This is a genomic window from Pseudomonas sp. UMAB-40, assembly GCF_900095275.1.
Taxonomy (GTDB): Bacteria; Pseudomonadota; Gammaproteobacteria; order Pseudomonadales; family Pseudomonadaceae; genus Aquipseudomonas; species Aquipseudomonas mandelii_B.
This window is the reverse complement of sequence record NZ_LT607560.1, coordinates 81,117-102,047: the sequence shown is the minus strand read 5'-3', so window position 1 is coordinate 102,047 and position 20,931 is coordinate 81,117. Positions and strand designations below refer to the sequence as shown.

19 protein-coding genes and 2 tRNA genes are annotated in these 20,931 nt (G+C 59.9%); 13 read left to right on the top strand and 8 right to left on the bottom strand.

Features of this window, described 5'->3' with window-relative positions:
* The first annotated feature begins 2 nt into the window (after positions 1-2).
* The 5 genes from K0F88_RS15470 (at position 3) to K0F88_RS15455 (ending at position 3,328) form a co-directional block, all read left to right on the top strand.
* Positions 3-734, top strand: a complete 732-nt coding sequence (locus K0F88_RS15470) for an adenosylcobinamide-GDP ribazoletransferase (protein ID WP_094471335.1) — start codon at positions 3-5, stop codon at positions 732-734.
* Positions 735-936: 202 nt separating this feature from the next.
* Entirely contained in the window at positions 937-1,341 is a 405-nt protein-coding gene (locus K0F88_RS15465) for a MarR family winged helix-turn-helix transcriptional regulator (protein ID WP_219095601.1), read from the top strand.
* A gap of 52 nt (positions 1,342-1,393) precedes the next feature.
* A complete protein-coding gene (locus tag K0F88_RS15460) occupies positions 1,394-2,602 on the top strand; it encodes an MFS transporter (protein ID WP_219095600.1) in 1,209 nt (402 codons plus the stop codon).
* Positions 2,599-2,721, top strand: a complete 123-nt coding sequence (locus K0F88_RS32430; protein WP_255142658.1) for a hypothetical protein — start codon at positions 2,599-2,601, stop codon at positions 2,719-2,721. The genes K0F88_RS15460 and K0F88_RS32430 overlap by 4 nt, the downstream gene beginning before the upstream one ends.
* Before the next feature lie 55 nt (positions 2,722-2,776).
* On the top strand, positions 2,777-3,328 hold the full coding sequence (locus K0F88_RS15455) for a glutathione peroxidase (RefSeq protein WP_094471338.1): 552 nt from the start codon (positions 2,777-2,779) through the stop codon (positions 3,326-3,328).
* Between the two features lie 89 nt (positions 3,329-3,417).
* On the opposite strand, the gene K0F88_RS15450 is transcribed toward K0F88_RS15455, so the two are convergent.
* The 3 genes from K0F88_RS15450 to K0F88_RS15440 all read right to left on the bottom strand — a co-directional run bounded on the left by K0F88_RS15450 (position 3,418) and on the right by K0F88_RS15440 (position 5,820).
* Positions 3,418-4,689: an OmpP1/FadL family transporter gene (locus K0F88_RS15450; protein WP_094471339.1), complete on the bottom strand. Its 1,272-nt coding sequence runs from the start codon at positions 4,687-4,689 to the stop codon at positions 3,418-3,420.
* A 146-nt stretch (positions 4,690-4,835) separates the two neighbouring features.
* The gene (locus K0F88_RS15445) at positions 4,836-5,318 is read right to left on the bottom strand and encodes a hypothetical protein (protein ID WP_140670565.1); all 483 of its coding nucleotides are present in this window, start codon (positions 5,316-5,318) and stop codon (positions 4,836-4,838) included.
* A gap of 277 nt (positions 5,319-5,595) precedes the next feature.
* Entirely contained in the window at positions 5,596-5,820 is a 225-nt protein-coding gene (locus tag K0F88_RS15440; RefSeq protein ID WP_008031832.1) for a hypothetical protein, read from the bottom strand.
* A 940-nt stretch (positions 5,821-6,760) separates the two neighbouring features.
* Between K0F88_RS15440 and K0F88_RS15435 the strand changes: the two genes are divergently transcribed.
* Together K0F88_RS15435 and rmuC are read left to right on the top strand one after the other, a co-directional pair.
* Positions 6,761-7,084, top strand: coding sequence for a sel1 repeat family protein (locus K0F88_RS15435; RefSeq protein WP_219095599.1), 324 nt, complete (start codon positions 6,761-6,763; stop codon positions 7,082-7,084).
* Positions 7,085-7,259: 175 nt separating this feature from the next.
* Positions 7,260-8,624: a DNA recombination protein RmuC gene (rmuC, locus tag K0F88_RS15430; RefSeq protein ID WP_219095694.1), complete on the top strand. Its 1,365-nt coding sequence runs from the start codon at positions 7,260-7,262 to the stop codon at positions 8,622-8,624.
* A gap of 140 nt (positions 8,625-8,764) precedes the next feature.
* Here the strand turns inward: rmuC and K0F88_RS15425 are convergent, their stop codons facing one another.
* Entirely contained in the window at positions 8,765-12,235 is a 3,471-nt protein-coding gene (locus tag K0F88_RS15425) for a hybrid sensor histidine kinase/response regulator (protein WP_219095598.1), read from the bottom strand.
* A 194-nt stretch (positions 12,236-12,429) separates the two neighbouring features.
* Positions 12,430-12,969 (bottom strand): TetR/AcrR family transcriptional regulator, encoded by a 540-nt coding sequence (locus K0F88_RS15420; protein ID WP_219095597.1) that lies wholly within the window; start codon positions 12,967-12,969, stop codon positions 12,430-12,432.
* A gap of 91 nt (positions 12,970-13,060) precedes the next feature.
* On the opposite strand from K0F88_RS15420, the gene K0F88_RS15415 reads away from it, so the two are divergent.
* The 4 genes from K0F88_RS15415 to K0F88_RS15400 all read left to right on the top strand — a co-directional run bounded on the left by K0F88_RS15415 (position 13,061) and on the right by K0F88_RS15400 (position 17,839).
* On the top strand, positions 13,061-14,254 hold the full coding sequence (locus K0F88_RS15415) for an MFS transporter (protein ID WP_094471347.1): 1,194 nt from the start codon (positions 13,061-13,063) through the stop codon (positions 14,252-14,254).
* Positions 14,255-14,296: 42 nt separating this feature from the next.
* Entirely contained in the window at positions 14,297-14,608 is a 312-nt protein-coding gene (locus K0F88_RS15410) for a cupin (protein WP_010456760.1), read from the top strand.
* A 105-nt stretch (positions 14,609-14,713) separates the two neighbouring features.
* The gene (locus K0F88_RS15405) at positions 14,714-15,865 is read left to right on the top strand and encodes a TDT family transporter (RefSeq protein ID WP_219095596.1); all 1,152 of its coding nucleotides are present in this window, start codon (positions 14,714-14,716) and stop codon (positions 15,863-15,865) included.
* Between the two features lie 99 nt (positions 15,866-15,964).
* The gene (locus K0F88_RS15400; protein ID WP_219095595.1) at positions 15,965-17,839 is read left to right on the top strand and encodes an MFS transporter; all 1,875 of its coding nucleotides are present in this window, start codon (positions 15,965-15,967) and stop codon (positions 17,837-17,839) included.
* A gap of 123 nt (positions 17,840-17,962) precedes the next feature.
* Here K0F88_RS15400 and sugE read toward each other — a convergent pair whose 3' ends face one another.
* The 3 genes from sugE to rdgC form a co-directional block, all read right to left on the bottom strand.
* Positions 17,963-18,277: a quaternary ammonium compound efflux SMR transporter SugE gene (sugE, locus tag K0F88_RS15395; protein ID WP_094471350.1), complete on the bottom strand. Its 315-nt coding sequence runs from the start codon at positions 18,275-18,277 to the stop codon at positions 17,963-17,965.
* A gap of 119 nt (positions 18,278-18,396) precedes the next feature.
* Positions 18,397-19,362 (bottom strand): bile acid:sodium symporter family protein, encoded by a 966-nt coding sequence (locus K0F88_RS15390; RefSeq protein WP_219095594.1) that lies wholly within the window; start codon positions 19,360-19,362, stop codon positions 18,397-18,399.
* A 142-nt stretch (positions 19,363-19,504) separates the two neighbouring features.
* The gene (gene rdgC, locus K0F88_RS15385) at positions 19,505-20,425 is read right to left on the bottom strand and encodes a recombination-associated protein RdgC (RefSeq protein WP_219095593.1); all 921 of its coding nucleotides are present in this window, start codon (positions 20,423-20,425) and stop codon (positions 19,505-19,507) included.
* Positions 20,426-20,585: 160 nt separating this feature from the next.
* Between rdgC and K0F88_RS15380 the strand changes: the two genes are divergently transcribed.
* Both K0F88_RS15380 and K0F88_RS15375 read left to right on the top strand, forming a co-directional pair.
* Positions 20,586-20,661: transfer RNA gene (locus K0F88_RS15380), tRNA-Val, on the top strand.
* Between the two features lie 18 nt (positions 20,662-20,679).
* Positions 20,680-20,756, top strand: a tRNA-Asp gene (locus K0F88_RS15375).
* Positions 20,757-20,931 lie beyond the last annotated feature (175 nt).

Sequence of the window (20,931 nt, the reverse complement as noted above, 5' to 3'; positions counted from 1 at the left end):
CCATGTTGCCCTTCTGGATCGCCCTGCAATTTCTCAGCAGTTTGCCGATTCGTCTGCCAGGCATGCCCGCACCTCAGGAACTGGGTCGGTCGCTGTTGTTTTATCCGCTGGTCGGGCTGCTGTTCGGCGCGCTGTTATGGGCACTGAACTGGCTGCTACTGGGCACGCCTTCGTTGCTTCACGCCGCGTTGCTGCTGACCGCTTGGGTATTGCTCAGCGGCGCGTTGCACCTGGACGGTCTGGCCGATAGCGCCGATGCATGGCTCGGTGGTTTTGGTGACCGCGAGCGTACGCTGACCATCATGAAAGACCCGCGCAGCGGACCGATCGCGGTGGTGACGCTGGTGTTGGTGTTGCTGCTCAAATTTGCCGCGTTGCTGGCGCTGATCGAGCAGCAGCACAGCGTTGTGCTGATCATTGTTCCGCTGATTGGCCGCAGCGCGATGCTGGGATTGTTCCTGACCACGCCATATGTGCGTGCCGGCGGGTTGGGGCAGGCGCTGGCGGATCATTTGCCGCGTTCGGCGGGTCAGCAGGTGTTGGCGGTCAGTGCGTTGGTTTGCGTGTTGATCGCTGGAGTCGGCGGTCTCTGGGCGCTGGTGCTGGCGGGAGGGATGTTCATTTGGTTGCGGCAAGTGATGCTGCGGCGATTGGGTGGGACAACGGGGGATACGGCCGGGGCGTTGCTGGAGTTGCTGGAGATGGTGGTGTTGGTGGGGTTGGCGTTGGTCTGATGGTTTGTGGGCAGGATGTGCCGGCCTCATCGCGAGCAAGCTCGCTCCCACATTGATGGCGTCGAACATAAATTCAACATCCACTGAAGATCCACTGTGGGAGCGAGCTTGCTCGCGATTGCGGTTGGCCAAACACCTCGAAATTCATGAATGAACCCTTCTGTAACTTGATTTAACACACTCGCGGGTATATACACGCACCATGCTCGACTCTCAATGTTTATGCATCAACCTGCGTCGCGCCGCCCGTGGCGTCAGCAGGCATTACGACGGCGCTCTCGACGGCTTCGGGATCAACGTTGCCCAGTATTCTTTGCTGTGCAATCTGCAGCGTCTGAATGAACCGAGTATTTCCACCCTGGCCGAAGCCATGGGCCTGGACCGCAGCACCCTGGGGCGCAATCTTCGGGTGCTGGAAGGTGAGGGCCTGGTGGCGCTGGTCGAGGGCGAGGACATGCGTAACCGCATTGTCCGCCTGACCGAGGCGGGTGCCGATCGCCTCGCAGCGGCCTTGCCCGCCTGGGAAGCGGCGCAGCAGCGGTTGATTGATCGTCTGGGCGCCGAAAAACGCGAAACCTTGTTGCGACTGCTGGACGAACTGGCGTGATGCCGGTTTTTCCGATCTTAAGCGGGTATATACCCGCTACCGGAGAATAAGAATGACCTCGATGTGGCGTACGTGCGGTTGGGTGTTGGTGGGGAGTGCGCTGATCCTGGCATTGTCTTTGGGCGTGCGACACGGCTTCGGGCTGTTCCTGGCACCGATGAGTACCGAATTCGGCTGGGGGCGTGAGACGTTCGCTTTTGCCATCGCCCTGCAAAACCTGATCTGGGGCCTGGCGCAGCCGTTCACCGGCGCGCTGGCCGACCGCTTTGGCGCGGCGAAAGTGGTGTTGGTCGGCGGTGTTCTGTACGCCTTGGGCCTGGTGTGCATGGGCTTGTCCGACTCGGCGGTGACCTTGTCCCTGAGTGCGGGCCTGTTGATCGGCATCGGCCTGTCGGGCACTTCGTTCTCGGTGATCCTTGGCGTGGTCGGTCGCGCCGTGCCGCCGGAGAAACGCAGCATGGGCATGGGCATCGCCAGTGCCGCCGGTTCTTTCGGTCAGTTCGCCATGTTGCCCGGTACGCTGGGGCTGATCGGCTGGCTCGGCTGGTCCGCGGCATTGCTGGTCCTGGGCCTTCTGGTGGCGCTGATTATCCCGCTGGTGAGCATGCTCAAGGACAAGCCGCTGCCAGTGCTCGGCCATGAACAAACCCTCTCTGAAGCGCTGCATGAAGCTTGCTCTCATTCGGGGTTCTGGCTGTTGGCGTTCGGCTTTTTTGTCTGCGGTTTTCAGGTGGTGTTCATCGGCGTGCATTTGCCGGCGTATCTGGTGGATCAGCACCTTCCGGCCACAGTGGGCACTACGGTGCTGGCGCTGATCGGGCTGTTCAATATTTTCGGCACGTACACCGCAGGATGGCTCGGCGGTCGCATGTCCAAACCGCGTTTGCTCACCGGTTTGTACCTGCTGCGGGCGGTGGTGATTACGCTGTTCCTGTGGGCGCCGGTCACCACGACCACTGCGTACCTGTTCGGCATGGCCATGGGCTTCCTGTGGTTGTCGACCGTGCCGTTGACCAACGGCACAGTGGCGACCTTGTTTGGTGTGCGAAACCTGTCCATGCTCGGTGGGATTGTTTTCCTCTTTCACCAGCTCGGTTCGTTCCTCGGCGGCTGGTTGGGCGGGGTGGTGTATGACAAAACCGGGAGCTATGACTTGATCTGGCAAGTGGCAATCCTCTTGAGCCTGTTGGCCGCCGCCCTGAACTGGCCGGTGCGTGAGCAGCCGGTGGCGCGCCTGCAAACCCGGTTGAGTGCGATATGAACCGTCTGTGGCCGCGGATAGCGGTGGTCGCTGTCGGCGCCTTGCTGCTGGCCCTGGCCTGGTGGGGCTGGCATCAGGGCGGATTGGCGCTGATGCAGTTGGGTATGGGCGCTTGCTAGGAACAGGCGAGGGCGAGTAACTTCGTTTGTGACCATTAATCAAGGATGCACCGACATGCTGATGCGCTGGATTGCAGTCCCCGCGTTGCTGATGGCGTTTACCGGATTGGCACAAGCGGCCGAGTGCCCGGAGCTGTTGCAGGGCTCGTTGCCCAAGCTGCGCGCCAAGGAAACCATCGACCTGTGCCAGCGGTTTGAGGGTAAACCGCTGGTGGTGGTCAATACGGCAAGCTTCTGTGGCTTTGCCCCACAGTTCAAAAGCCTTGAGGCGCTGAATCAGCGTTACAAGGATCAGGGGCTGGAGGTGATCGGCGTTCCGTCCAATGACTTCAAGCAGGAGTCAAAGGACGGCGCTGAGACCGCCAAGGTCTGCTACGTGAACTATGGCGTGACGTTCACCATGACTGAGCCGCAGAAAGTCCGTGGCGATGACGCGACTCACCTGTTCAAAATCCTCGCCAAACAGACCAGCGCGCCGAAGTGGAATTTCTATAAGTACGTGGTCGATCGCAAGGGTATGGTGATTGCCAATTTCTCCAGCCTGACCAAGCCCGACGATCCCGAGTTCATCGCTGCGGTGGAAAAAGCCCTGGCCTCGCAACCCTGATTGACGCCCATGAAAAAGCCCCGCCTCTGTGCAAGAGAGCGGGGCTTTTGTGATTCAGCTGGCGAGCGTTTCAGGCGCGCCGTGAATCATCAGAAGCGGTAGGTTGCACCAACACCGAAACCGTTCGCATAGTTTTCATACTTGGCGCTGTAGTTCTGGCCACGGTCGTTGCTGTTGTTGACCTTGACCGACTCTTCGCGCAGGTACGAGTACGCTACGTCGATGGTCAGGTCGTCGGTCGGGCTCCAGCCAGCGCCCACGCTGAAAATCTTGCGATCGCCAGTCGGGATGCGTGGGGAGCGGTCGGCGTTGTTGGTCGGTGCCTGGTCAATGGACAGGCCGGTACGCAGCACCCATTGCTTGTTCAGCTGGTAGGACGCGCCGATGGCGTGAGCCCAGGTGTCGTGCCAGTTCTGTTCTTCGGTGATGGTGCCGAACTGACCGTTCAGGATGGCCGGAACCCCCTTGTTATCGACGGTGATTTCTTTCAGGCGGCTCCAGCGAGTCCAGGTGCTGCCTGCGTACAGCGTCCACTGGTCGTCCAGCTGGTGAGTGACCGAGAAATCCACCGATTCAGGCGTGGTCAGGTCCAGCGAGGCGTCGTACTTCTGGCTTGGATTCTGGCCCACAGCGGCGAGCACGTTGTAGTTGACCTTGGTGTCACCCTCGAGCTTGTACTTCACTTTCGAGTGGTAGGTCAGGCCGACACGAGTGCTGTCGGTGGCTTGCACCAGGACGCCGATGTTGTAGCCCAGTGCGGTGTCATCACCCTTGATCTTGACCTTGCCGTCCGGTGCGGCCTGGGTAATCGACAGGTTCGATTCCAGGGTGCCGTCGATACGGTTGATGGTCGGGCCGAAACCGATGGAGACCTTGTCGTTGAAGGCGTAGCTGACAGTCGGTTGCAGGGTGACGATCTTGACTTCGCTCTTGCTGCCGAAGTAACGGCCGGCGAAGCCGTTCTCGTAATCGGTCACCAGGCCGAACGGAGCGTACACACCGATACCGAATGCCCAGTGGTCGTCGATTGGCTTGACGTAGTAGCCCATCGGTACGCCCATGAAAGGGACCATGTCACCTTTGTTGGTACCGCCATTTGGACGAGAGCTGGCGTCACTGATGTCAGTGTGCGCGTCGATGAATGCAACACCGCCGGTCACTTGTTCGCGCTTGATGCGAGACATGCCGGCAGGGTTGCCAGCAATGGTGGATGCGTCGTCGGCAGCAGAAGATCGCCCGGCAAAACCTGTCCCCATCCCGCTGATGCTTTGTTCGTTGAGGGCAAAGCCACTTGCGAAGATCTGGGTGGATGCCATGGCAACGGCGAGGCTAATGGTGGTTTTGAGCATTACTTTTTTCATTATTAGAACTCCTGGTGATCACCGGGGCGAAAATTACCAACATTTTCGTCCCAGCGCTATAGGCTGTATGGCTTGAGTTAGAGCGGTTTTGTAGGACAATCCGACCAGATTCGCGACCCGTTGCAGGATCTTTGGAAACCGGCGGGTCAGCAAGCGACCTGATTCAGGGGTGAAACACAGGTTTGCCAAGCGTAGGTGAAATCGCGCAGACGTCCTTGAGGCTGAAAAGTCTGGCGCCAGATTCGGGCCATTCCCAACAAGTCATCCGCGGCGGGGAGGGGAGTGTTCTGTTCTTCTACCAGCAGCCAGGCGATGGCAGTGGCGTAACGCAGGTTGACGGTCAATTCCAGGTGAGGACCACTGAGAAAGGCATGCTGGCTGGCGAGGCCGCGCACGAGGCTCGCGCGCTCCGGGTCCAATGCCAGGTAGTGATCCCAGAGCGCCTGGTGGCGCGGTTCGGCAATTCGGTACAGGCCGTGTCCACGGCGGTCATGCAGGGCGGAACCAAGGGCTGACTGGCTGGCGGCGATGCCCAGCAGCAGGGATTCGGCGGTTGCGCTATGGCGCCCGAGGTAAATCAATGTCGGACGGATCACATAACGGCACAGTTCGCTGGCAGCGATACCCATAAAGCCCTCGAAACATGAAATGGGCGGCGAAACCTGAAGGGAGCGTTGGCAGCAGGTGAATCGACTCAGGCTCGCCGGAAGCGGATCAAGCCGCTTGAGTTGAAGTGTAGTGTCATATTCGCGCTGTAAAGGCCTGTTTTTAAAATATTTCTGGCTGCGAGTTATAACCGTTATATCGGTTAGTAATTAGTGGAAGGCTGCGCAATGAGAAATATCGGGCAATAAAAAGCCCCGCTTTTTGAGCAGGGCTTTTGAGGTTTTCAGTCTTTCTGGCGTATCAGGCAACCAGTGCCTGACGGGTACGCTCGATCACTGCCTGCAGCGGTTCTGCGCTGGAGTATTGATCGGGGTACAGGCGTTCGCTGTGACGAGCGATGCCGTGTTCGTTGACCAGGGTGAAGCTGAAGCAGCCTTTGCGAGCAGCCATGATCAGGCAGTTCATTGGTGCAAAAGCGTTGGTTAGGGTGCGGATTGCATCCTGAGTGTGGATTTGAGTAGTCATTAAATGGTGTTCCTACAAGCGACACGGATAAGAGCCGTGCAAAATTTAAACGTTCCAGTGACGACGACCACCATTGGTCGAACGAAGAACCCGACTGGAACAAAGCAGCCAGTTTGAAGCGCTGATAATTGGCGCGCTTGGGCTGGCAGGTAGGTACTTAGGAGGGCAGGCAACACATCAAGGGCAAAGGTTCTGGGCCCGGGGTGAAGATCCTGATCAATTTGCAGGCTGGTTCGGTCAGAGTAAGTGAGCTTCGCAACACCCTTTGCTTTCGTTTCAAAGGCTGTGTTGGCGCAAGGTTTACCTGGAAACCATCGAGGTGGTCGATCCCGCTTGTTCGGTGGAGGCTTCCGTTGGGAAGGCTGACCGGGAGGATTTGTTCGACCAGAATTGACTTTCAGCTTGGTACTAACGCCGCGGATACTAACGGATTGAGTAGGCGAAGGGAAGCGTGAAGGCAAAATAATTTCCGTGCCCCGCCAACATGCTGCGTCAGGGGACAATTTCCGACCGTTGGTCGCCGCTCCGGCATAAGCCTGGGACAAGGCTTTACCAAGGTTATCCCCAGAAACCCTCCACAAAACGCTCCGAAAAAGAGTATCGATATAACTGCCGCGAAGGTACTTGTGCACATAAGTTGCGCAGACTGTAACCGGACTGTCATCCGCGCCCCGACCACAGTGGGTGCCTGTACTGAAAATTTAAGTCAATGAAAAACATCGCTTTTTTTTACTGGTGAAAAAATCGTCAGTTTGACTGCGAGCCCCATTCCACAGGGCTTTGCGCGAGTTCAAGGGCGGTTGTCCACTGAGTTATCCACAGCTTCTGTGGATTGTCCCGAGCGCTTGCTCTAGGACGGGCGTGCCGGGTTTTTTTAGGCTTTACCTGTAAGAAAAAAAGAGTAGAGTGGCGCGCCTTCCGATCTGCCCCACAGTGCTTTATGAAGTTTCGCTCCGTATCAGTTTCTGCCACCTCTACACCTCCCAGTGTTACCCCTCCCAAACGCTTTTCGATGCGAGTAGCGGAGTGGTTGCTCGATAGCCCGCGCCTGGGTGAAAACACCAACGTCAAACATTTCGCCGGACGCTTGCTCAAACAGCCAGCCCGCGAAGGTGTGGTGGCCGCGCAAAGTCGTCTCGGCCAGTTGATGTGCCGCGAATGCGGCAATGCCCGCGATCGCCGCATTGGCCAGGACCTGTTGCGCCAGGCCGCGCGAGCAGGGGACCGGCGCGCTCAACGGGAACTGGGACTGGTCGAAGACTGAGCTGTCCAAGTCCTGACGCCTTGGTTACCCTTCAAGCTTTATCTCATCGGCAGGAGTCGCTATGGCTATGGACTTGACCAGCATTTTGCTGGGTCTGGCGGGCGCCGCACTGCCCTTGCTGGTATTGGCCTGGCAAATCCAGCGCCGGGCGAGCGCGGCCCAAGCCGAGGTGGCGTTGCTGGAAGAGCGTCTGGCCATGTCGCTACTGGCGCAGGACGGCTTGAACGCTCAGCTCGAAGCCTGCCGCGATGAAATCGGTGATCTGGGCCAGGCCAACGCCGCCAAGCAGGCAGAGCTGGCCGCCATGCGCCGTGAAATCGAACTGCTACAGATAGAGCGCGACGATGCCCGCGACGCGTCTCACGCCTGGAACATCGAGCGCGCCGGCAAAGATGCCGAGCTGCGGCGCCTGGACGCCCGGGCGGCCTCGCTCACCGCCGAACTGCGTGAGCAGCAGGACAGCCATCAAAAACGCCTCGACGACCTGCAAGGCTCACGAGACGAGCTGCGAGCGCAATTCGCCGAACTGGCGGGCAAGATCTTCGACGAGCGCGAGCAGCGTTTCGCCGAAACCAGTCAGCAGCGCCTGGGCCAGTTGCTCGATCCTTTGAAAGAGCGCATTCAGTCTTTCGAAAAGCGTGTTGAGGAAAGCTATCAGGCCGAAGCCCGCGAACGGTTTTCCCTGGCCAAGGAGTTGGAACGCCTGCAACAGCTGAACCTGCGCCTGAGCGACGAAGCCACCAACCTCACCCGTGCGTTGAAAGGGCAGAAAACCCAAGGCAACTGGGGCGAGTTGATTCTTGAGCGCGTGCTTGAACACGCCGGGCTGGAGAAGGGCCGCGAGTACCAGACCCAGGTCAATCTCAAGGGGCCGGACGGTGAGCGTTTCCAGCCGGACGTGATCATTTATCTGCCGGGCGACAAGCAGGTGGTGGTCGACTCCAAGGTCAGCCTCACGGCCTATCAGCAATATGTGTCGGCCGAAGACGATGCCATCGGCCAGATCGCCATCAAGCAGCACGTGCTGTCGCTGCGCAATCACGTCAAAGGCCTGTCGGGCAAGGATTACAAACGACTCGACGGCTTGCACAGCCTGGATTTTGTCTTGCTCTTCGTGCCGATCGAAGCGGCGTTTTCCGCTGCCTTGCAAGCTGAGCCGACACTGTTTCAGGAAGCCTTCGACCGCAACATCGTCATCGTCAGCCCGACCACGTTGCTGGCGACGCTGCGTGTCATCGACAGCCTGTGGAAGCAAGAGCGCCAGAGCCAGAACGCCCGGGAAATCGCCGAGCGCGCCGGGTGGCTGTACGACAAGTTCGTGTTGTTTATCCAGGACCTGGATGAAGTCGGCAATCGCTTGCAGCAACTGGACAAGGCTTACAGCTCTGCGCGCAACAAGCTGACAGAAGGACGCGGCAATCTGGTCAGTCGCAGTGAGCAGTTGAAATTGCTGGGTGCGCGAGCGAGCAAGAGCTTGCCGGCTGATCTGCTGGAGCGGGCGATGACCGATGTTGATGGATTGGCTGAGTTGCCTGAATAAGTCAAAAGCTTCGCGAGCAAGCCCGCTCCCACAAGGTTTTTGTGTTGTTCAATCGATGTGTGCAACAACTCCGATCCCCTGTGGGAGCGGGCTTGCTCGCGAAGGCGTCAGCACTGCCGCCAAAGAACTCAAGCCTGCCATCACAACGGCAAATGCCGACTCAACAACGCCCGCAACGCCGCCGGTTTCACCGGTTTGGCCAGGTACTCAAGGCCCGCCGCATGGACCTGGGCCACCGTCTCCGGCCGGCCATCGGCACTGATCACCACCCCCGGCACCGGCTCACCCAGTTGGGTGCGCAACCACGCCATCAATTCGGTCCCGGTCTCGCCATGGTCCAGGTGGTAATCCACCAGCGCCAGTTGCGGGCGTACACCGTCCTTCAGCAGCGCCGCGCATTCGTCACGGTTGCGTGCGGTCCAGACCTGGCAACCCCAGCGTGTCAGCAGGCTGTTCATGCCAATCAGGATGCTGTCTTCATTATCGATACACAGCACCTGCGCGCCGCTCATCACATGACCATTAAGCTCGCTGACCTGGGTCGGCGCGACCACTTGAGCCCGCGCCAGCGGCACGCTGACGCTGAATACACTGCCGCGCCCCGGCCAGGACCTAACGCGCAAGGTGTGTCCCAGCACGCGACATAGACCATCGGCAATCGCCAGCCCCAGTCCCAGGCCTTTCTCGGCGCGCGTCTGATGGCTGTCGAGGCGTTTGAATTCTTCGAAAATCACTTGCTGCTTGTCTTCAGGGATTCCCGGTCCTCGGTCCCACACCTCCAGGCACAACTCGCCCTTGCGCCGCCGGACGCCGAGCAGCACGGGTCCTTGGGCGTAGCGGAACGCATTGGTCAGGAAATTCTGCAGGATCCGCCGCAACAGTTTGATGTCGCTGTCGATCCGCAGCGTGCTGCCCCGAACACGGAATTTCAGCCCTTGTTCCTGAGCCAGTGCCTTGAACTCGGCACCGAGCGCATCGAACAATTCGTTGAGCACGAAGGGCTTGGGGTCCGGGTTGATCTTGCCGTTCTCCAGGCGGGAAATGTCCAGCAGATCGCTGATCAGGTCCTCGGCCGAGCGCAACGAGCTGTCGAGGTGATGCACCAGTTTCTGCGCTTCGCTGGACAGGCCATCGTCTTGATGGGAGAGGGCGGCGGAGAACAGGCGTGCGGCATTCAGCGGTTGCATCAAGTCATGGCTGACCGCTGCCAGAAAGCGGGTTTTCGACTGATTGGCCGATTCCGCGGTGCCCTTGGCTTCGGTCAGGGCCACGTTGAGTTGTGACAGCTCGTGGGTCCGTGCGGTGACGCGCTGCTCCAGGCCTTCGTTGGCTTCAGTCAGCGCCTGCTCGGCCTCGCGGAACGCGGTGATGTCAGTGAAACTCATGACGAAACCGCCGCCGGGCATCGGATTACCGATCAGCTCGATCACACGCCCGTTGGGGAACAGTCGTTCAGAGGTGTGGGCACGGCCCTGACGCATCCAGTGCAAGCGGCGGGCGACGTGCACTTCGGCTTCACCGGGGCCGCACAGTCCGCGCTCGGCGTTGTAGCGAATGATGTCGGCAATCGGTCGGCCAAGTCTGATGAGCCCGTCCGGGTAATTGAACAGTTCCAGATAACGCCGGTTCCAGGCCACCAGTTTCAGCGACTGGTCGACCACGCTGATGCCTTGGGTGATGTTTTCGATAGCGCCTTGCAGCAGGGCGCGGTTGAACTGCAGCACTTCCGAGGCTTCGTCGGCGATCCGCACGACATCCTCCAGTTGCATTTCCCGACCTTCGATGGCGGCCTTGACCACCGCGCGCGTCGATGACGCACCGAGTACGCCGGCCAGCAAACGTTCGGTATGGGCGATCCACTCACCGTCGGCGTTCTGGTTCGGGTTGAAGCCTTTGCCTTGGCGGTAGGCAAAACGGATGAAGCTCTGCCGCGCCCGTTCTTCACCGACGAAGCGTGCGGCCAGTTTCAGCAAGTCGTCGATCTGCACCGCGAGCATCGAGCGGGCGCTGGGGCGCGCGCTGATTTCCTGACCGATGAATCGGCCCGCCTGCCAGTGCTCCGACACCCTCGTGCGTGACAGCACCGACACCCAGGCGAACAGCGTGAAGTTAGCTGCCAGCGACAGCACCACGCCTTGGGTCAGCGGGGTGAGCGGCAGGTTCAGCGGGTTGCTGTGCAGCCAGGCCAGCCCCGGGAAACTGCTCAAGGACAAACCGAGGCTGTGGGCCGCGATCGGCAGAATGAGGGTGTAGAACCAGAGGAATGTCCCGGCGGCGAGACCGGCGAACACGCCTCGGCGGTTGGCCTGTTTCCAGTACAGCGCGCCGAGCATGGCCGGGGCCAGTTGGGTCACGGCGGCGAAGGCGATCTGGCCGATGGTTGCCAGGCTCGCGGTCGAGCCGAGCAGGCGGTAACTGACGTAAGCCAGCAACAGAATCACCACGATGCTGACCCGGCGCACCGACAGCATCCACTGGCGGAACACTTCGAACGGTCGCTCGGCATTGTTCCGGCGCAGCAGCCACGGCAGCAACATGTCGTTGGAGACCATGGTCGACAGCGCAACGCTGGCGACGATCACCATGCCGGTCGCCGCCGAGGCGCCACCGATAAAGGCCAGCAGTGCCAGGGCCGGGTGGGCTTGGGCCAGTGGCAGGCTGATGACGAAAGAGTCCGGCAGTACCGAACTGGGCAGCAACATCTGACCGGCGAGGGCGATGGGTACGACGAACAGCGCTGCCAGCGCCAGGTAGGCAGGGAATACCCATTTCGCCAGGCGCAAGTCCTGAGGGTCGATGTTTTCCACCACCGTCACGTGGAACTGCCGGGGCAGGCAGATGATTGCCATCATGGCCACGCCGGTCTGCACCACCATCGACGGCCAGTTGATGGTTTCCTTCCAGTATTCCTCCAGGCGCGGGGCGAGCATGGCCTGGTCAAACAGGTCGTCGAATCCGTCGTACAGGCCGTAAGTAACGAACGCCCCGACCGCGAGAAACGCGAACAGCTTGACCAGCGATTCAAAGGCAATCGCCAGCACCATGCCACGGTGGTGTTCCGTGGCGTCGAGGTTGCGGGTACCGAAGACAATGGTGAACAGCGCCAGCACCAGCGACACGATCAGCGCCGTGTCCTGGGCGCGGGTGCCCATGGCGTCGGCACCGGCGCCGATCAGCAGGTTTACCCCGAGCACGATGCCCTTGAGTTGCAGCGCGATGTAGGGCAACACGCCCACCAGGCAGATCAGCGCCACCACCACCGCCAGCGATTGGGATTTGCCATAGCGGGCGGCGATGAAGTCGGCGATGGAGGTGATGTTCTCCTGTTTGCTGATCATCACCATTTTTTGCAGGACCCACGGCGCGCAGACCAGCAGCAGGATCGGCCCGAGGTAGATCGGCAGGAATGACCAGAGTTGCTCGGCGGCCTGGCCGACGGCGCCAAAGAAGGTCCAGCTGGTGCAATAGACCGCCAGCGACAGGCTGTACACCCACGCGCGCACTCGCGGCGGCAACGGTGTGCTGCGACGGTCGCCGTAAAAGGCGATGGCGAACATGATGGCCATATAGGCCAGGGCGACGGCGGCGATCAGCCCGCTGGACAGCGACATGGGAACTCCCGGCAAAAGACACCCGGGACTCCCGCCCGGTCAGACAGTCTCGCACGATGGCCGGGGTTAGTCAGTGTCGACCAAGGTCGTGGCGTGGTGGGGTGTCGCAGGGTGTTTGTCTGCTGGATTTTTGGCGTTAGTGCTGGCCTCTTCGCGGGCAAGTCGGGCGACCCGACTTGCCCGCGAAGGCGGCCTCACTGACTCAACGCAATCTCGATCAGCTGATGCAGCTCCTCAAGCTCCAACGGCGTCGCCGAAAACAGGATGCGAAACACCGTCGGTGCCGCCACCAGGTTGATCAATCGATCAACACTCGGCTTCGGCTGATCGGGGTAACGGTCCAGAATCGTCTGCAACTGCCCGCCAATGATCGTCGTGCAGTAGACCGGTGTGGTGCTGCATTGCACGTCGCGAAGCATGTTGCGGCCAGGCTCGGAACTCATCTCGTCCAGGTATTGCTCGGCCCAGGCTCGCACGTCACCGCGCAGGCTGCCCGTATTGGTCGGCTCGCTGTCGGGTTGCATGCGCGCCAGCGCGACGTCTGCCAGCAACACCGACAAATCGCCCCAGCGTCGATAAATGGTCGACGGCGTCACCCCCGCGCGCGCAGCGATTTGCGGGACGGTCACGGTCGAGCGGTCCTGCTCTTCAAGCAGATCGCGGACAGCCGAATGAATCGACTCTTGTACCCGTGCGCTTCGACCGCCCGGGCGTAAACCTTCTTTAATAGCCATACGGCGGACCTTAACACAAAGAATTTGCTTTAAGCGCGGGCCAGTAGCACACTCCGCAAAAGCAATAAATTAGCTTTTGCGGAGAGTGCGCATGTCCAGCTCGATATCAAACCGTTCCAGCCTGTGGTTCCTGGCGATCACTTTACTGAGTTTTCTCGCCGCTTCCACTGCGCCGACACCCCTGTACCACTTGTATCAGGAACACCTGCAGTTTTCGGCAGCGACCCTGACCCTGATCTTCGGTGTGTACGCCATCAGCTTGCTCGCCGCGCTGCTCACAGTGGGTTCGCTCTCGGATTACCTGGGACGCAAACCGGTGATTTTCACCGCTGTGGTGCTGAACATGCTGGCGATGCTGCTGTTCATCAATGCCGACAGCGTCGCCTGGTTGATCAGTGCCCGGGTGCTTCAGGGTTTTGCTACCGGGATGGCCACAGCTGCGTTGGGCGCCGCGCTGCTCGACACGGATCGCCAGCAAGGTCCGCTGGTCAATAGCGTCGCACCGCTGCTCGGCATGGCGGCCGGCGCCATGGGGTGCGGCTTGCTGGCCGAGTTTGCGCCACTGCCGCTGCAATTGACCTTTTGGGTGCTGCTCGCGCTGTTCGGGTGGCAGGCGCTGTACGTCTGGCGTCTGCCGGAAAGCGTCAGTGCGCAACCTGGCGCGTTGGCGTCGCTGCGCCCGACCCTGCATGTGCCCATCCAGGCACGGCGTGCGTTGTGGCTGGTGCTGCCGATCAACACCGCCGCTTGGGCGCTCGGTGGTTTTTACGCGTCCCTCGCTCCATCCCTTGTGCGGACGGCCACCGGATCGACTTCCAATCTGATTGGCGGTGCGACAGTCGCCGTGCTGACTGTCACCGGTGCACTGATGATCTACACCTTGCGCAGTCGCCCGGCCGACAAAGTCTTGCGGGTCGGCGCGAGCATTCTGCCCGTCGGTGTGGCGCTGATTTTACTGGCGGTACACGGCGCCAGCCTGCCGTTGTTTTTCATCGGGACGCTGGTCGCCGGATGCGGTTTCGGCGCCAGTTTTCTCGGGTCGTTGCGCAGCGTCGTGCCGCTTGCCTTGCCCCACGAACGGGCCGGATTGATGTCGGCGTTTTATGTGCTCAGCTATCTGGCCTTCTGTCTGCCGTCGTTGCTGGCGGGGAATCTGACACGGGCCTTCGGTCTGGTGGCCACGACCGATGGTTATGGCATGGTGCTGATTGTCCTTTCGCTCGGCGCTCTGCTCGCGTTGATGCGTCGACAGCCAGTCAAAGTCTGTGGCGCCGATGTTCGATGATCGCTAGCCTTGGCAACGCCACTTCTTTCGACGGAACGACCGATGAAGATCATCCGCAGCAAATCCTTCACCGCTGACCGAGCCTGGGGCGCCTTGGATATCGCCAACATGAACGGCATCACCACCCGTTTGCACTGGACCGATCAGCCGTATAAATGGCACGTCAACGATGGGCAGGAAGTGTTCGTCGTGCTCGATGGCCAGGTGCAGATGCGCTATCGCGAAGACGGTGTTGAAAAGGACACGCTGCTCGACATCGGCGACATTTTCTACGCCTCGGTGGGCACCGAACACGTTGCTCATCCACAAGGTGCGGCGAGGATCCTGGTGATCGAGACGGAAGGCAGCGTCTGACGGTATATCTACAAAACAGATAACAGTTAGAGATATTACCCGTTATATAGATATTCGATTCGGATCTACCATGAATTCCACCTCACAAGAGGAGAGGAATTCGCCATGACATGCCCCAACACCACCACACCCGGTTTCAAACCGTTCAGCCATTTGCAGCACCCGCTCGAGGCCATTCGCCAATTCACGCCCAACTGGTTCGCCGCGACCATGGGCACGGGCGTACTGGCATTGGCGCTGGCACAACTGCCCGTCGCCATACCCGGTCTGAACGCGGTGGCCGAAGGTCTCTGGCTGCTCAATATCTGCTTGTTCGTATTATTCACCGCCGCCTACACGGCACGCTGGGTGCTGTTCTTCGATGAGGCTCGACGGATTTTCGGCCACTCCACGGTCTCGATGTTTTTCGGCACCATCCCCATGGGGTTGGCAACCATCATCAATGGCTTCCTGGTGTTCGGTTTGCCGCGCTGGGGCGACGGAGTGATTCATGTCGCCGAGGTGCTGTGGTGGATCGATGTGGTCATGTCGCTGGCCTGCGGCGTGCTGATCCCCTACATGATGTTCACCCGTCAGGAGCACAGCATCGACCAGATGACAGCGGTCTGGCTGTTGCCGGTGGTCGCGGCGGAAGTGGCGGCCGCCAGCGGGGGGTTGTTGGCACCGCACCTGGCCGATGCCCATTCGCAACTGGTGGTACTGACGACCAGCTACGTGCTGTGGGCCTTTTCCCTGCCGGTGGCGTTCAGCATTCTGACGATTCTGTTGCTGCGCATGGCGCTGCATAAACTGCCTCACGAAAACATGGCCGCCTCCAGCTGGCTGGCGCTGGGGCCGATCGGCACCGGGGCGTTGGGCATGTTGCTGCTGGGGGCCGATGCTCCGGCGATCTTCGCGGCCAACGGCTTGCCGGGCATCGGTGAAATTGCGGCTGGGCTGGGCCTGGTGGCCGGGATCACGCTGTGGGGCTTCGGCTTCTGGTGGATGCTGATGGCGGTGCTGATCACCGTGCGTTACCTGCGCGACGGTATCCCGTTCAACCTGGGTTGGTGGGGCTTCACCTTCCCGCTGGGCGTCTATTCTCTGACGACGTTGAAACTGGGCAGCACCTTGAATCTGGCGTTTTTCAGTATCTTTGGCTGCGTGCTGGTGGCGATGCTGGTGGTGATGTGGCTGATCGTCTCCAAACGCACCGTGCAGGGCGCGTGGCGGGGCGAGTTGTTTGTCTCGCCGTGCATTGCAGGATTAAAGAAATAACCGGCAAAGATTAGGTAATGTGTGGCCTGGATCGACGTTCGACATTCCAATAACAAATCCCCAAGCCACTCTTTACCCAATCTCAGGGACACATGGAAGATGAGCCACCCCTCACAGTTCACCTTGCTTCGCACCCGGCGCTTCCTGCCGTTCTTTGTCACGCAGTCCCTCGGGGCGTTCAACGACAACGTCTTCAAGCAGTCGTTGATCCTCGCCATTCTGTACAAACTGACCCTCTCGGGTGACCGTTCGATCTGGGTAAACCTGTGTGCGCTGCTGTTTATCCTGCCGTTCTTTCTGTTCTCGGCGCTGGCCGGGCAGTTTGGGGAAAAGTTCGCCAAGGACGCGCTGATTCGTCTGATCAAGCTTGGCGAAATCGCCATCATGGCGATCGGCGCGGTGGGTTTCCTGTTCGATCACCTGTGGCTGATGCTGGTGGCGTTGTTCGCCATGGGCACGCACTCGGCGCTGTTCGGGCCGGTGAAGTACTCGATCCTGCCCCAGGCCCTGCGTGAAGAAGAGTTGGTGGGTGGCAACGGGCTGGTGGAAATGGGCACGTTTCTGGCGATCCTCGCCGGCACCATCGGCGCCGGGATCATGATGTCGTCCAGTCATTACGCGCCCATCGTGTCCACCGCGATCATCGCTGTCGCGGTGCTCGGCTACCTGGCCAGTCGCAGCATTCCCCGGGCGGCGGCCTCATCGCCGCAAATGCGCCTGAACTGGAACATCTTCAGCCAATCCTGGGCCACATTGAAACTGGGCCTGGGGCAAACGCCTGCGGTGTCGCGTTCCATCGTCGGCAACTCATGGTTCTGGTTTGTCGGGGCGATTTATCTGACGCAGATCCCGGCCTATGCCAAGGAATGGATGCACGGCGACGAGACCGTGGTGACGCTGATTCTGACGGTGTTTTCCGTGGGTATCGCGCTCGGTTCGATGCTCTGCGAGAAACTCTCCGGACGCAAAGTCGAGATCGGACTTGTGCCGTTCGGCTCGTTTGGCCTGACGGTGTTTGGCTTGCTGCTGTGGTGGCATTCCGGCGGTATTCCAGACAGCGTTGACGGCCACGGCTGGATCGAAATCCTTGGGTTTGGCCACACCTGGCTGGTGTTGATCGACATTCTGGGCCTGGGGATTTTTGGCGGTTTCTACATTGTGCCGCTGTATGCGCTGATTCAATCGCGCACCCCCGAGAACGAGCGGGCGCGGGTGATTGCCGCCAACAACATTCTCAACGCACTGTTCATGGTGGTGTCGGCGATTGTCTCGATCGTGCTGCTGAGCATGGTCGAGCTGTCGATCCCGCAGCTGTTTCTGGTGGTGTCGCTGCTGAACATCGGCGTTAACGCCTACATCTTCAGCATCGTGCCTGAGTTCACCATGCGTTTCATGATCTGGCTGCTCAGCCATTCCATGTACCGCGTGGAGCATCGCAATCTGGACCTGATTCCCGAAGAAGGTGCGGCATTACTGGTCTGCAACCATGTTTCGTTTGTGGATGCGTTGCTGATTGGCGGTGCGGTGCGTCGGCCGATTCGCTTTGTCATGTACTACAAGATCTACAACCTGCCGGTGCTGAACTTTATCTTCCGCACGGCGGGGACGATTCCGATTGCGGGGCGCCAGGAAGACATTCAAATCTACGAAAAAGCCTTCACGCGTATCGCTCAATACCTGAAGGACGGTGAGCTGGTGTGCATCTTCCCGGAAGGCAAGTTGACCGCTGACGGGGAGATGAGTGAGTTCAAGGGCGGGCTGGTGCGCATTCTCGAAGAGACGCCGGTGCCGGTGATTCCGCTGGCGTTGCAAGGGTTGTGGGGGAGCTTCTTCAGCCGCGATCCGGGCAAGGGCTTGTTTCGTCGGTTGTGGTCGCGGGTGACGTTGGTGGCAGGGCCGGCGGTGGCAGTTGAGGCGGCGGAACCGGCGAAGTTGCAGGCGATGGTCGGGGATTTGCGTGGGACCGTTAGATAGTTGGCGAGTGTGGGGGCCTCATCGCGGGCAAGCCCGCTCCCACAGGTTTTTTGGCGTGCCACAGATGGCAGGCATAAAACTGAACCCTGTGAGAGCGGGCTTGCCCGCGATAGCGGTAGTGGCCTAGGCGCTGACCTTCAGGCCAATCAACCCGGCAATAATCAACGCCACGCTGGCCAGCCTGAACAGCGCCATGGATTCACCAAACAGAATGATCCCGGCGATCACCGTGCCCACGGCACCCACACCGGTCCAGATCGCATAGGCCGTGCCCAGCGGCAATTCCTTCATGGCAAGGCCGAGCAAGCCAAGGCTGATCGCCATGGCTGCAACGGTCAATGCGGTCGGGATAGGGCGGCTGAACCCGTCGGTGTATTTCAGGCCGACGGCCCAGCCAACTTCGAACAGGCCGGCGAAAAACAGAATGATCCAGGACATGAAAGACCTCCATCGATTGACGGGGTCGTCCCCAGATTAATGACTCGATCGAGCCGCGAGGTCGTCCTCGCGTTGCGCCATAGAGTGCCCATCATTAACCCGGGGATCAAGTTTGCGGATTACTCGGCCGCTTGCTGAGCCGCGGTTTCCCGGTCTTGTTTTTCGCTCATGCGGCGGAAATACGTCGAGAGCAACGCCCCTGAAATGTTGTGCCAGACGCTGAATAACGCGCTAGGCACCGCCGCCAGTGGCGAGAAGTGCGCACTGGCCAGCGCGGCGCCCAAACCGGAGTTCTGCATACCGACTTCCAGCGCCAGGGATTTGCGCTGGGCCAGCGGCAACTTGAACAGGCGCCCGGTGAAGTAACCCAACAGATAACCGAAGCTGTTGTGCAGCATCACCACGGCCATGATCAGCAGGCCCGACTCGGCAATCTTCGCCTGGCTGGCGGCCACTACCGCGGTGACGATGATCACAATGCTCACCACCGAAATCAGCGGCAACACTTCCACCGCATGGCGCACCCGATCGCCCAACAGGCGCTGGGCAACCACACCGAGCACGATCGGCAACAGCACCACTTGCAGGATCGACCAGAACAGCTCCATGAAGGACACCGGCAGCCACGCCGAGGCCAGCAGCCAGATCAGCGCCGGCGTCAGCAGCGGAGCGAGGAGGGTGGTGACGGCGGCGATGGCCACCGACAGCGCCAGGTCACCGCGTGCCAGCCAGGTCATCACGTTCGACGAGGTGCCGCTTGGGCAGCAGCCGACCAGAATCACGCCGACGGCGATTTCCGGCGGCAGGTGAAACGCCTGGCAGAGCAACCACGCCACGCCGGGCATGATCACGAAATGTGCAACCACGCCCAGTGCCACGCGCCACGGATGGCGAGCGACTTCGGCGAAGTCTTCGAGTTTGAGGGTCAGGCCCATGCCGAACATCACCAGGCCCAGCAGCGGCACGATCGCACCTTTGAGGCCGATGAACCACGTCGGCTGCAGAAACGCCACGACGGCGAAAATCAGAACCCAGTAAGCGAAGGTGTTGCCGACAAAACGACTCAATGCAGCGAGGGCGCGCATGGCCTGATCCTTATTTTAAGTACCATCACAAACCAAATGTGGGAGTGAGCCTGCTCGCGATGGCGGGGTGTCAGTCAACTCAATGTTGAATGTCACGCCCTCATCGCGAGCAGGCTCGCTCCCACATTAGTATCACCAGCCTTTAGATCCCTTGCGGAAGCTCTTCACCGCCCAACGCTTCAATCAGCGCCGGCAGGAAGTCGCCGAAGGTCAGCATCATCAAGGTGAAGCTGGCGTCCAGCTGGCCGAGGGCTTCTTCGCCACCGTCCTGTTCCGCCTGGTCTTGCAGCAGGTCTTCGAACTTCAGGCGCTTGACCACCATCTTGTCGTCGAGGACGAAAGACAGCTTGTCTTGCCAGGCCAGTGACAGCTGAGTCACCACTTTGCCGGTGCTCAAGTGCAGCTGGATTTCTTCGCTGGTCAGGTCCTGACGCTTGCAACGCACGATGCCGCCGTCTTCGTGGGTGTCGCGCAGCTCGCACTCGTCCAGCACAAAGAAGTCGTCCGCAGCTTTCTGGGTGGTGACCCATTCGGTCATGGTCGCGGTCGGCGACATTTTCACGGTCAGTGGGCGAACCGGCAGCGTGCCGATCACTTCACGCAGCGTGGACAGCAGGTCTTCAGCGCGTTTCGGGCTGGCCGAGTTGACCAGGATCAGGCCCTGTTTCGGCGCGATGGCGGCGAAGGTCGACGAACGACGGATAAAGGCACGCGGCAGGAACGCCTGGATGATTTCATCCTTGATCTGGTCGCGTTCCTTTTTGTAGACCTTGCGCATTTGTTCGGCTTCGATCTCTTCGACCTTTTCCTTGACGGCGTCACGCACGACGCTGCCCGGCAAGATGCGTTCTTCTTTACGGGCGGAGATCAGCAGGAAGTCGCCGCTGACATGCACCAGGGGTGCATCTTCGCCTTTGCCGAAGGGCGCGACGAAACCGTAAGTGGTCAACTCCTGGCTTGCACATGAACGCGCCAGTTTGGTGGCCAGTGCAGTTTCCAACGCCTCGGCATCAAAAGGCAGATCTTGGGTCAGGCGATAGATAAGCAGGTTTTTGAACCACATGGGGCGAGTCTCTCCTTTATACAAAGGGGGGCATTATTCTCTTAGCGAAGCCATAGGCCAACCCTTCTCTAAGCCTTTGGAAGGCCTGCAAAAATTATTGTAAAAAGTGCTTGCCAGAGGTTGGGTCGCTCCGTAGAATGCGCGCCACACCGAAAGTGAAGGGTGATTAGCTCAGCTGGGAGAGCGTCTGCCTTACAAGCAGAATGTCGGCGGTTCGATCCCGTCATCACCCACCATTCGCTTTAGTGTTACGCGCAGCGGTAGTTCAGTCGGTTAGAATACCGGCCTGTCACGCCGGGGGTCGCGGGTTCGAGTCCCGTCCGCTGCGCCATATTCGGTAACCTGGAACGCTGAACGCCAGGTCACCACGGAAAAGCCCGCTAACGCGGGTTTTTTTCTGTCTGTTGTTCCTGCGGTATGTGTTGTTTCACCGGTTTTCAGATTTTTTTGAAAAAATATCAATTAAATCAACACTTTAAGAAAATCTGTGGCACAATGCGCCCCGC